This is a genomic window from Achromobacter pulmonis (assembly GCF_002885955.2).
In the GTDB taxonomy this organism is placed as follows: Bacteria; Pseudomonadota; Gammaproteobacteria; order Burkholderiales; family Burkholderiaceae_B; genus Achromobacter; species Achromobacter pulmonis_A.
Window position 1 is genome coordinate 64,462 of sequence record NZ_POQS01000006.1, and the last position, 11,610, is coordinate 76,071.

13 protein-coding genes are annotated in these 11,610 nt (G+C 67.7%); 1 reads left to right on the plus strand and 12 read right to left on the minus strand.

Translation table 11 applies throughout. The features are described 5' to 3' along the window. Nucleotides 1-47: 47 nt before the first annotated feature. The 6 genes from C1I89_RS21785 to C1I89_RS21810 all read right to left on the minus strand — a co-directional run bounded on the left by C1I89_RS21785 (nucleotide 48) and on the right by C1I89_RS21810 (nucleotide 6,145). Entirely contained in the window at nucleotides 48-1,976 is a 1,929-nt protein-coding gene (locus C1I89_RS21785) for a potassium transporter Kup (protein ID WP_102774622.1), read from the minus strand. Then, nucleotides 1,973-3,088 (minus strand): sensor histidine kinase, encoded by a 1,116-nt coding sequence (locus C1I89_RS21790; protein WP_102774623.1) that lies wholly within the window; start codon nucleotides 3,086-3,088, stop codon nucleotides 1,973-1,975. Before C1I89_RS21790 ends, C1I89_RS21785 begins: the two co-directional genes overlap by 4 nt. Nucleotides 3,089-3,149: 61 nt before the next feature. After that, nucleotides 3,150-3,821, minus strand: a complete 672-nt coding sequence (locus C1I89_RS21795) for a response regulator transcription factor (RefSeq protein WP_102774624.1) — start codon at nucleotides 3,819-3,821, stop codon at nucleotides 3,150-3,152. Nucleotides 3,822-3,886: 65 nt separating this feature from the next. Then, nucleotides 3,887-4,357, minus strand: a complete 471-nt coding sequence (locus tag C1I89_RS21800; protein ID WP_102774625.1) for an ExbD/TolR family protein — start codon at nucleotides 4,355-4,357, stop codon at nucleotides 3,887-3,889. Continuing rightward, a complete protein-coding gene (locus tag C1I89_RS21805) occupies nucleotides 4,357-5,316 on the minus strand; it encodes a MotA/TolQ/ExbB proton channel family protein (RefSeq protein ID WP_102774626.1) in 960 nt (319 codons plus the stop codon). Before C1I89_RS21805 ends, C1I89_RS21800 begins: the two co-directional genes overlap by 1 nt. Nucleotide 5,317: 1 nt before the next feature. Further along, entirely contained in the window at nucleotides 5,318-6,145 is an 828-nt protein-coding gene (locus C1I89_RS21810; RefSeq protein ID WP_102774627.1) for an energy transducer TonB, read from the minus strand. Nucleotides 6,146-6,161: 16 nt separating this feature from the next. Here C1I89_RS21810 and C1I89_RS34125 point away from each other — a divergent pair, with 16 nt between their 5' ends. Then, nucleotides 6,162-6,398 carry a hypothetical protein gene (locus C1I89_RS34125; RefSeq protein ID WP_146196924.1) on the plus strand — a complete coding sequence of 79 codons (237 nt, stop codon included), beginning with the start codon at nucleotides 6,162-6,164 and terminating at the stop codon, nucleotides 6,396-6,398. A gap of 263 nt (nucleotides 6,399-6,661) precedes the next feature. Here the strand turns inward: C1I89_RS34125 and C1I89_RS21815 are convergent, their stop codons facing one another. The 6 genes from C1I89_RS21815 to C1I89_RS21840 are packed head-to-tail and all read right to left on the minus strand — an operon-like array spanning nucleotide 6,662 to nucleotide 11,610. Beyond that, complete coding sequence (locus C1I89_RS21815) at nucleotides 6,662-6,907, minus strand: DUF2274 domain-containing protein (RefSeq protein WP_028240142.1); 246 nt, start codon at nucleotides 6,905-6,907, stop codon at nucleotides 6,662-6,664. Continuing rightward, nucleotides 6,904-8,187, minus strand: a complete 1,284-nt coding sequence (locus tag C1I89_RS21820; protein WP_028240143.1) for a TrbI/VirB10 family protein — start codon at nucleotides 8,185-8,187, stop codon at nucleotides 6,904-6,906. Before C1I89_RS21820 ends, C1I89_RS21815 begins: the two co-directional genes overlap by 4 nt. A 2-nt stretch (nucleotides 8,188-8,189) precedes the next feature. Next, entirely contained in the window at nucleotides 8,190-9,182 is a 993-nt protein-coding gene (trbG, locus tag C1I89_RS21825) for a P-type conjugative transfer protein TrbG (RefSeq protein ID WP_028240144.1), read from the minus strand. Further along, a complete protein-coding gene (trbF, locus tag C1I89_RS21830; protein ID WP_028240145.1) occupies nucleotides 9,179-9,883 on the minus strand; it encodes a conjugal transfer protein TrbF in 705 nt (234 codons plus the stop codon). Before trbF ends, trbG begins: the two co-directional genes overlap by 4 nt. 12 nt (nucleotides 9,884-9,895) lie before the next feature. Next, nucleotides 9,896-11,272: a P-type conjugative transfer protein TrbL gene (trbL, locus tag C1I89_RS21835; protein WP_028240146.1), complete on the minus strand. Its 1,377-nt coding sequence runs from the start codon at nucleotides 11,270-11,272 to the stop codon at nucleotides 9,896-9,898. After that, the gene (locus C1I89_RS21840) at nucleotides 11,269-11,610 is read right to left on the minus strand and encodes a hypothetical protein (RefSeq protein WP_028240147.1); all 342 of its coding nucleotides are present in this window, start codon (nucleotides 11,608-11,610) and stop codon (nucleotides 11,269-11,271) included. Before C1I89_RS21840 ends, trbL begins: the two co-directional genes overlap by 4 nt.

An 11,610-nucleotide genomic window follows, 5' to 3' on the forward strand; every position in this document is an offset into this window, starting at 1 on the left:
TTTTTTTTGGTCCGGCGGCGGCGGGCGGGTTCCGCGCGCATCCCGGCCTACAACTCCACCTGCATCCCCATCTCCACCACGCGGTTGGCGGGGATCTTGAAGAACTTGGTGCTGCGCGTGGAATTGCGCGCCATGAAGGAGAACACCGCACGGCGCCAGCGCCACAGGGCCGGCTTCTTGGCCGCCACCACGGTCTGGCGCGACAGGAAGAACGAGGTGCGCATCGGCTCCAGGTCGATCTCCGGATAGGCCTCGGCCACCAGCCGCAGCCCTTCCGGCACGTCGGGATCTTCCTTGAAGCCGTAGGTGATGGTGGCCTGCCAGCTGGAGGCGCTGATCTTCTGCACGCTCAGGCGCTCTTCCTGCGACACGTAGGGCACGTCGGCCACCAGGATGGTCAGGAACAGCACGTGGTCGTGCAGCACCTTGTTGTGCTTGAGGTTGTGCAAGAGCGCCGGCGGCACGTTGCCGGAATTCATGGTCATGAAAATCGCGGTGCCGGGCACGCGCGACGGCGGGTATTCCTCGAGCTGGGCCATGAACTCCTTGAGCGGCTGGCGGTCGCGCTGCTGCATGTCCGCCAGCAGCCGGCGGCCGCGGCGCCAGGTCATCATCAGCGTGAACACCACGATGGCCACCACCAGCGGCAGCCAGCCGCCCTCGTGGATCTTGAACACGTTGGCCGAGAACAGCAGCACGTCGAACAGCAGCAGCAGGCCCAGCACCGTGAACCACAGCATGCGCTTGAGCCCCGTGCTGCCGCGCGGCAGCACCGCGAAGGCCAGCACCGACGTGGTCAGCATGGTGCCGGTCACCGCAAAGCCGTAGGCCGCGGCCAGGTTGTCGGAGTTCTGGAACAGCAGCACCAGCACCAGCACCGCGCACAGCAGCAGCGCGTTGACCTGCGGCAGGTAGATCTGGCCTTTCTCGACCGCCGAGGTGTGCAGGATCTGCATGCGCGGCCAGAAGCCGAGCTGCACCGCCTGGCGGGTCACGGAATAGGCGCCGGAGATCACCGCCTGCGAGGCGACGATGGTGGCGACCGTCGCCAGCGCCACCAGCGGCGCCAGGCCCCAGTCCGGCGCCATCATGAAGAACGGATTGCGGATGGCGCTGGGATCGCGCAGCAGCAGCGCCCCCTGGCCGAAATAGCACAGCGTCAGCGCGGGCAGCACCATGCTGAACCAGGCGCGGCGAATCGCCGGGCGGCCGAAATGGCCCATGTCGGCGTACAGCGCCTCGGCGCCGGTCAGCGCCAGCACCACCGCGCCCAGCAGCACGAAGCTGATCCAGGGGAATTCGACGATGAAGCGCAGGCCCCACATGGGGTTGAGCGCGGCCAGCACCTCGGGCGTCTGCCACACCTGCCAGCCGCCCAGCGCGGCCAGCGTGCCGAACCACAGCAGCATCACCGGCCCGAACAGCTTGCCCATCGCGCCGGTGCCGTGCGACTGGATCACGAACAGCGCCACCAGCACCACCAGCGCCAGCGGCACGACCCAGTCGTCGAGCTGGTGCGACACGATGCCGATGCCCTCCAGCGCCGACAGCACCGAGATGGCGGGCGTGATCATGCTGTCGCCGTAGAACAGCGCGGCGCCGAAGATCCCCAGCACGATCAGCACCCAGCGCAGCTTGCCCTCGCGCGCCCGCACCGCCAGCTCCAGCAGCGCCAGCGTGCCGCCCTCGCCGCGGTTGTCGGCGCGCAGCACCAGCGTCACGTACTTGAACGACACCACCACCATCAGCATCCAGAACAGGATGGACAGCACGCCCAGCAGGTGCGCCGGCTCCAGGTCGGTATGCACGCTCAGCCCCGTGAGACAGGCGCGCAGCGTGTACAGCGGGCTGGTGCCGATGTCGCCGTACACCACGCCCAGCGCCCCCAGGATCAGCGCGGCCCGCGACGATGGCGCATGCGCGCCGCCGGGATGTGCGCCATTGGGAGCGGTTGCGCCGACGGAATCCTGGCTCATGATGTAGGTTCTTGACGAGTGAGTTGGGCCCCTTTGCGGGGGCCGGGAAACACGACGGACAGCCGCGTGCCGGAAAAATCGGGGCGGCTGGTGAGCTTCCACCAGGCGCCGTGCGCGTGCGCGATCTCGCGCACGATGGCCAGACCCAGGCCGGAGCCGCCGGCCGTGGCGGTCGGCGAGCGGTAGAAGGCCTCGAACACGCGGTCGCGCTCCTCAGGCGGTATGCCCGGGCCGTCGTCCTCGACGGTCAGCGACGGCGGGTTGGCGCCGACGATCAGCGTGATGCGGCCGGAGGCGTTGCCGTAGCGCAGGGCGTTGTCGATCAGGTTGCCCAGCAGTTCGGCCAGCAGCAAGGGATCGGCGTCGATCCAGATGGGCGCGTCGGGCGCCACCAGGTCCAGCTCATAGTGCGCCTCGCGCACCCGCGGAAACCATTCGGCGCCGTGCGCCCGCACCCATTCGCACAGGTCGATGCGCACGAAGCTGTCCTGCGGGCGGGCATTGGGGTCGGCGCGGGCCAGCACCAGCAACTGCTGGCCCAGCCGGATCATGCGGTCGCTGACGGCCTTGATGCGCTCGGCGCGGGCGCGCACGTCGTCGGGCAGCGGCCGCGCCAGCATCAGTTCGGATTCCAGCCGCAGGCCGGACAAGGGGGTGCGCAGCTGGTGCGCGGCATGGCCGATGAAGCGCCGCTGCGCCGCCAGCGAGGCGTCCAGGCGCAGCAGCAGGTCGTTGGTATGGGTGACCAGCGGTTCGATCTCCACCGGCACGCCGCCCACTTCCAGCGGCTGCATATCGTCGATGGAGCGCTGCCGGATTTCTTCGGACAGGTGGTTCACCGAGCGCAGCCCCGACCGCACGCCCTGCACCACCACCCAGGTGAACAGGGCGATCAGCGCGATCTGCCCCACCACCATCAGCCAGAAGAAATCTTCCAGCATCCATAGCGACATGTCGATCTTGTGGGTGATGACCCAGGTCGCCGCCAGGTCCAGCAGCACCAGCAGCAGGATCGGCGGCATCAGCCGGATGACCAGATGCCGCGCCAGCGAACGCGAGGGAAGCAAGGGGCGTGGGGGCGGGGCGGCGTTGGGAGGACGTTCCTGCGTCATGCGCGGTGCCTTTGCTCAGGCGGCGGAATGCGCTCGGCCGGCATGCCGGGCCGCGGGGCCTTCAGACCGTTTCGACATCCAGCATGTAGCCAAAGCCGCGCACCGTCTGGATGCTGGCGCCGGTGCCTTCGAGGCGCTTGCGCAGGCGGTACACATAGACTTCGACGGCGTTCTCGCTGAAATCGGCGTCCCAGGCGGAAAGCGAATTCACGATCTGGCGCTTGGTCACGACGCGGCCGACGCGGGCCATGAGCATTTCCAGCACCGAGAGTTCGCGCACCGACAGCGACAGGCGCTGGCCGTTGGCGCGGACTTCGCGCCCGACGGTGTCGAACACCAGCGGGCCGACCTCGATCAGCGGCTGCGCCTGCCCGGCGCGGCGCCGGCCGAAGGCGCGCACGCGCGCGGCCAGCTCGGGCAGTTCGAAAGGCTTGGTAACGTAATCGTCAGCGCCGGCGTCCAGGCCGGCGACGCGGTCGTCGAGGCCGTCGCGGGCGGTGAGGATCAGCACGGGAACCTGGTTGCCGTCCTGGCGCAGCTGGCGCAGCACGTCCAGCCCGCTCATGCCCGGGAGATTGAGGTCGAGCAGCAGGAGGTCATACGGCTGGCCCGCCAGGGCGCCCAGGACACGGTCGCCATCGGTCAGCCAGTCGACCGCATATCCCTGGTCGGCCAGAAATTCCTGGAGCGCGTGGCCCAGGGTGGTGTCGTCTTCGATTACCAGAACTCGCATGCCGCGATTCTAGCGCGATCCCGGCGCGAAGGGGGCGCCGGCTGCGCCCCCGGGCCGGAATGCGTTCAGGGCGCGGACGGCGCCGGAGCGCCCTCGGCCGCGGCCGGCGCCGCGCCGCCCGACGGCGGAGTGGTGACGAACCCGATGCGCGACATGCCCGAACGGCGCGCCGAAGCCATGACCTTGGCCAGGACTTCGTAGCGCGTGTTCTGGTCGGCGCGGATGCGGATCTCGGGTTGCGGCTTGGTGCCGGCGATCGCCTTGAAGCGGTTGGGCAGGTCGTCGATGTTGACCGGCTTTTCATCCCAGAACAGCGCGCCGCCGGCGTCGATGGCCAGGTCCACGGTCTTGGGCTCCTCTTCGATCTGCTCGGCGGCCACCTGGGGCATGTTGATCTTGATCGAGTGCGCCAGCAGCGGCGCGGTGATGATGAAGATCACCAGCAGCACCAGCATGACGTCGATCAGGGGCACCATGTTGATCTCGGAAACCGTGTGGCTTCCGGACCCTTTGCCCTCGAAGCTGCCAAAGGCCATTATTCGCTCCCGCGTTGGGCGCCGCCGCTCTGGCGGCGCAGGGCGCGCACCTTGCCGTCGGACAGCTCGACTTGCTGGCCGGTGGTGAGGAACGCGAACAGGTCATGCGCAAAGGCGTCCAGGCGCGACAGGAACACGCGGTTGTTGCGCACGAAGGTGTTGTACGCCAGCACCGCGGGAATCGCAACGGCCAGGCCCAGGCCGGTCATGATGAGCGCCTCGCCCACCGGACCGGCGATGCGGTTGATGGTCACGCCGTCGGACAGGCCGATGCCGACCAGCGCGTGGTACACGCCCCAGACGGTGCCGAACAGGCCGACGAAAGGCGCCGTCGAGCCCACCGAGGCCAGCACGGTCAGGCCGTTTTCCAGCTTGGCGGTTTCCTCGTCGATCACCTTGCGCATGGTGCGGGTGACGAAGTCGGAGTTGCTGCCGGATTCTTCCAGCTTGGTCGCGCCGAACTTGTTGTGGTGCGCCTGCGCATGCATGGCGTGGCTGGCCAGGTGCGAGAACGGATCGCGCGCGCCGTGCGTGACGATTTCGTTTTCGACCTGCTCCAGCGAGCTGGCGTTCCAGAACTTGTTCAGGAAGTCGGCCGCGCGCTTGCGCATGGCGACGTTGCTGGCCGCCTTGACCAGGATCAGGTACCAGGTCACCAGCGACATCAGGATCAGGATGATGAACAGGCTCTTGCCGACGAAGTCGCTTTGCGCGACGAAGTGCAGAAAGCCCATGTCGGGCGTGGCGATCGGCGCCGGCGGGGTGGGCAGCGCGGCCGCGGCGCCGTGCAGCGCGTCGGCCGACTGCTGGAGCGCGCCGGCGGCCTGCTGGACCGCTTCGCCGACGGCCGGAGCGGCCTGGGGAGCCGCGGCGGCGGCGGGCGCGGCGGCAGCCGGCGCTGCAGCCGGGCTGGTGGTCGCCTGAGCCACCAGCGTGGCGCTATGCAGTGCGTTGGACATCTCAGTTCCTCATGACGAAATCGTACGGAATCTTGGCTTTGGCGGGATAGGCCACGCCATTGCGGGTATAAGGCTTGAAACGCTCCTTGCGGGCGGCTGCCAGCGCCGACTCGTCCAGGCGCGGATGGCCCGAAGACTTGTCGAGGCTGACGCGCTCGACCAGGCCCTGGGTATTGATCTCCACCAGCACCACCGCCCGCCCCTCTTCGCGCATGCGGCGCGACATCATGGGGTAGTTGGGGATCTGGCGCGAGCCCCGGAATTCGATGCTGGAAACCAGCACCGGCTGATCCGGCGGAGGCCCTTGCTGCGGCCCCTGCGGCGCCTGGGTGCCTTCCGGCAGGCCGCTGGGCGGCGTCTGCTGCGGCGGGGTTTCCGGCTTGGGCTGCTGCTTGACCTCGGGCTTGACCTCTTGCTTGGGCTTGGGCTTCGGTTTGGGTTTGGGCTTGGGTTTGGGCGCCGGGACGACCGGCTTTTCGACCACCGGCTCGGGCTCCGGTTCGGGCTCCGGTTCGGGTTCCGGCTCGGGCTTGAGCTCGGGTTCAGGCTCGGGCTCGGGTTCGACCTCGGGCTCCGGTTCGGGGGGCGTTTCGACCACCGGTTGCGGCACCTCGGGCACCGGCTCGGCCTTGGCCATCTGCGGAACGGGCGCTTCCACCACGCTCACCATGATCGCCTCAGACTCCTCCAGTTTGGGAGCGTCCTCGGGCATCAGGAAGATGGCGCCGACGACCGCTGCATGAAGCGCAAGAACGGCCAGGCCGGCGCCCGTGCGTATACCGTATGAAGGCCGGGAAGATGAATTCCAACCGCGTTGAAGACTAGGCATGAATCAGCCGGGGTGCATGAGCCAGATGGCATTGACTTCTCCGGCCCGCCAGAAACGACACGCACACTTAAGCGGCGCCGGCAGGCCGGTACAAGCCCATAATAATATCTTAAATGCGAATGATTCGCACGTCCTATTTCGTCTGGACCTGCGCCGCGCAATGATTGCGCGCAAACAATCCGCACAAAACAACCACCGCAAAAACGAACCACCGCAAAAACAAAAAAGTGCCGGTGTCAAGTCTTTCGTGTAAATCACGAAGGGCTTGAAACCGTATGTGGGGCAGTAGGTTAGCTCTTTTCGGGGCCGCTTTGCAGCACTGCGGCTTCGTGGGCTAGGAGCCACATAAGAGCGTCGGGAGGGGAAGCCGCATCGCACTGTGTCGTGCTTGATTGCCGAGGAACGGCGGGCCTGCCGCATCATCATAGCCCAAGAGGCTTGGCGGCATCCAGAACGAAGAACGCGCAGCCTTGGGGCTGCGCGTTCGATGGATGCGGCGGGCGATGTACGACACCATCATGCCGGCTTCGATGGCGCGCTCCGCGTGGCCGTGCCCTTCCTGAATCCCCTGTCTCCCGCCATGAAGGCTTCCAGCATGTGCGGGATCAGCGTCATGGCATCTACCGCCTCGCCATACGCCTGCGCGTGCAGCGCGGCGTAGCGATCGAGGTCGGCTTTCAGGCTGGCCGGACAGGCGAAGGTCAGCTTGACGCTTTCGGTCTTGGGCAGCGGCCCGAGCCGCAGCTTCTTGGTCGTGCTCATTGCGAAGCCCCCCGGTTGAAGAACAGCGGCTGGTACGGCCGCAGCACAAGATCCCGGTTGACGATGATCCGCACCGGCAGGCCGGGCCGGCTGGTCAGCGTGGGTTGGATGTTCATGTTGCGCCGGGTCATCTCCTGGCCGACCTGATTGATGCTGTCCTGTGCGCTGTCGCGTCCGGCGATGACGATGCGGTTGCCGTCCTGGCGGTTCTCCGGCGCGGCCAGCTCGGCGCCAACGCCCAGCAGCGTCGTCAGCACAGCACCGGCGACGATGCGATCCCAATGCCAGTCCACGTCGTCTTCCAGGCCGGCGTAGCCGGCCGGGTCGGTGCCCACGAGGTTGTCGAGCGTCAGCGAGGACGTATCGGGCAGGATGATCCGGTTCCACACCACCTGCACGCGGCTCTGCCCGTAGCTGACCTGGCTGTTGTAGCGCCCGAGGATGCGCGATCCCTGCGGGATCAGCAGGAACTTGCCCGTGGCCGTGTCATAGACCGGCTCTGTCACCGTGGCGATCACGTCGCCCGGCAAGTCCGACTTGATACCTGTCACCAGCGCGCCGGCGATCACCGTGCTCGCCATCACCTGATAAGGCGATGCCGGCAGCGCCAGGTTGCCGGAATTGCGGGTTTCCGTAGAGCCGCCTTTCAGGAATGCCTCTTTCTGGTCTTGCCGGTTCTGCACGGCGGTCGGATCGGCTGGCTGTGCAGCCACAGAGGCCGGCCCGGCAGCGAGTGGGTCGAAGGCCGCGAGCGCGCTGGCAGCGCCAGGCACCCCCGGCGCCGCCTGCGCCACCGTGGCGGCGGCCTGGCCTTGGCCGCCCGAGCGGAAGAACACCGACGAAGCCGCCGCCGCATCAGCTTCCTTGCGCAAGGCATCCTCGGGATCGTGACCCGGAGGCGTATAGGCCGGTGTCACCGGCTGCTGCGAGTTCACGATGGCCGGGCCAAGATCGCCCGGTAGTGGCGGCCCCAGTTCGGGTGCGGCGGGCGGCAAGGCCGGCAGCTTCGAGTAATCGGTTGGCAGCGCGTCCAGCCCTTCGGACTTCGACACGCGATCGACGTTGTAAAGCTCGGCCTGCTCGCTGGCTCCGCGCCGCTGCGGCTGCAATGACCAGATCGTGGCCCCGAACACGGCGACCGACAGGCCGCCGGCAAGGATGGCCAGCGTGCGCCGATTCAGGCGCGTGACCGGGCGCGGCTGGGCGCGCAGCGCCACCGCCTCGGGCGCTACCTTGCCCGCCTGCGGCGTGGCAAGGTCAGGGGCGTCGTCTTGGCTCATGGTCAGTTCCTCCGCGCAACGCCGTCCGTGCGCTCGATTCGCACCACGTCGCCCTTGTCACTGCCCAGGCGCAGTTCGGCCGCGCCGAACAGCCGATCCACGATGTAGTACGGCGAGCGGAAGCGGTAGTTCACCAGTTGTCCATCGCCCTGCGCGCCGATGACGAACAGCGGTGGCAGCTCGCCTTGCGCGATGCCCGGCGGAAACTGGATATAGACCTTCTCGCCGTCATCGAAGGCGCGCAGCGGCTTCCACGGCGGATTGCTGCCGCTGATCGCGTAGCGGAACCGCAGCTTCTCCAGCGACAGTCCGGTATCGACCGGGGCGGCGGCACTGGCCGCCTGCGCCTGGCGCTGCAATGCCAGCATCCGGTCGCGCGGGTACTCCCATGACGCCGACGCCATCCACGTCTTTTCCGTCGAGGTCAGCTCAAGCAAATAGGTGCGGCGGCTGGTAGTGATGACGAGGTTGGTCTTGAGGCTCGAGCGAATCGGCTTGACCAGCACGTTCACGCGCAACTCGGCGCCGCTGCCGCTGGACGTGTCACCCACGATCCAGCGCACGGTATCGCCGGCGGCTACCGTCACCAGTTCTTCGCCCGGCTGGAGCGAAATCACGGTCACGCGACCCACGGCGGCATAGACCTGATACAGCGCGCCATCGGTGAAGGGCCAGACTTGAATCGCGTTGACGTAGCCCTCGCGCGTGGGTGCGACGCGGGCCTCGGCATTGGCGCGCGAGACGCGCACCTTCTCGTCGGCCGGTTCCGGCGTGGGTTTGGCGTCTTCTGCTTCGGGCGCTGGCTTCAACTGCGCCGGCATCGGCAACACCTCGGGTACGGCCACCACCTCCACCGGCGCGGGCGGCTCGGGCAGCGGCTGAGCCTGCACCGGCTCATCGAGCGAAATCACCGGCGGCGGTTTGCCCTGCGTGGCGCAGCCCGCCAGGGCCGCAAGCATCAGCACGGAAACGTAAATACGGAAAGACAGGTTCATGGCTTGGCTCCTTCGGAAGAATCCAGTTCTCGGCTCCACGACAAGCCGTTGACGTAGATGCCCAGGGGGTTCTTGCGCAGGCGTTCTTCGGTGCGCGGCGGCTGGAGCACGATGGACACCACGGCCGTCCACCGCTCTAGGCCAGCCGCGGCGCCGTTGACGTAGCGGCGTTCCGTCCAGCGCACGTTGAAAGACGTGTCGCTGGCGCGCACGACGCTGGCGATCTGCACTGTCACCGACTCCCTGCCGATGCGTGCGAATGGGTCGTTGACCCGCGCGTAGTCGTTGAGCACGGCTGCGCCCTTGTCGGTCGTATAGTCGTAGGCGTCCAGCCAGTTTTGGCGGACGACGATGGGGTCGATGGACAGCGAGCGCACCAGCGTCACGAAGCGCGCAATGTGGTGCGCGGTCTGCGCATCGTTGGGCCGGTAAGGCGTGGCGGCTTCGCCGACGGCGCGCACCTGGCCCGCGCTGTCCACCTCCACCACGTAGGGCGTCACGATGGACTGCGCCGAGCGCCACACCAGGCCGCCAGCCATCAGCAGCGCGAGTGTCAGGCAACCGAAGGCCATCAGCCGCCAGTTCTTCGCCTGCACGCGCGGCGAGCCGATACGCTCGTCCCATACCTGGCCGGCAGCTTGGTACGGCGTGGCAGGCTGCGGCGTGTCGGCATAGCGCACCTGCGGTTTCTTGAATCGCATTGTCAGTTCTCCTTATGAATCGGAATCGCGCAGGCTCGGCCCCTGGCCGGAGCCGCCGCCGTCGCCGCCGCGCAGCGCATGGGCGGTGGTGGTCGCGGCATGGGTGAGTTGCTGGCGGCGATGCAGCCGCTTGGCCCAAGCGGGCTGTGTATTGGCTGCGCCGGACGTGGCCTCGCCTGCGGCGGCCTGGCCGGATGCTCCGGCTGCCGAGTCGCCGTCAGCCGCCTGGCCGTTCCAACCAGAGCGGAAGGGAGCTGCCATGCGTTGCCCAGCAGCGGAAGCACGGGATGCGATGCCGCGCCCGGCGGACTGCGCGCCGGTCTTGGCGACGTTGCCCAAGCCGGCCATCGCGCCCTTCGCGCCACCGCCTGCGGCGGCGGAACCGGCCTGAAACGCCGAGCGTGCGCTGCTGGCCGTCGAGGCGGCAGCACGCGCGCCGCTGCCAGCGAGCTTGGCGGCGGCAGGCGCCATGCGCGCCCCGGCCATGACGGCGCCGCCTACGCCCGTCGCGGCAGCGCCGACGGCAACGGCCGTGCCGGCGGCGCCGACAGCGGCCCCGGCCATCGCGCCCGCGCCGAGTTGCGGCGCACCGGACACCAGGCCCGTGGCGATACCGGGGCCGAAGATCCCGAGCGCCAGCAAGGTGAGCGAGGCCAGCATGATGACCAGCGCATGGTCGATGGAAGGCTCGGCGGGATGGACTTGGAACTCCGCGAACACGCCCGAACCGATGCCGACGATGACAGCCAGCACCAAGACCTTGACGCCAGACGACACCACGTTGCCAAGCACCTTTTCCGCCAAGAAGCTCGTCTTATTCCAGAGCGCGAAAGGCACCAGCACGAAGCCTGCGAGCGTGGTCAGCTTGAACTCGATCAACGTGATGAATAGCTGGATCGCCAGCACGAAGAAGCTCAAGACCACAATCAGCCAGGCGAGGAACATCACCGTGATGGCGTCAAGATTGACGAACACCTCGGGGAAGCCGGCCATCTCGCCGACTTGCTCCAGAATCGGCGCTCCTGCGTCGATGCCGGTTTTCGCCAGCCGGCCCGGCTGCAAGAAGTTCTCCATCGTGATGGCCGAGCCGGTGGCGGTGATGCCCAGCCCGGCGAAGGAGCGGAACACGATGCCGGCCAGCCAGTTGAAGTTGCCGATGATGTAGGCGAAGGCACCGACGTAGAGCACCTTGCGCAGCAGCTTGGCGATGACGTCCTCGCCCTGGCCGGTGGCGTGGCTCATCGCCCAATACAGTCCGGCGATCGTCATGTCGATGACGATCAGCGTTGCGGTGAGGAAGGCCACTTCGCCCTGCAACAGCCCGAAACCCGAGTCGATGTAGGCGGCGAAGATACTGAGGAAGCGGTCGATGATGGTCACGTCATTCATGGCGCGTCCTCTTGATCGGATGCGGCCGGCGATTCGCTGCCGTCGTCCGATTCGGCCGGTGCATCGAAACTTGGCGGGATCGGCGGCAGGTCGGCCAGCGTCTGGTACTCATCCGGCCCGGCCTGGCCGGAGAAGAAGCGCCGCCGGAAGGCTTCGGCGGCGGCGCGGCAAGCGTCCTCGCCCGTGGCCTGCCGGTCGGCCGCGCATTGCGCGCGCAATGCCTTGAGCCGCACGGGATCGGCGGTCAGGGCATCGGCAAGGTTGTCGGTCGGCTGCTCGCTGCAAGCGGCCAGCAGCGCCACAAGCAGCGAAACCGACAGGGCGAGGACGCATCGCAT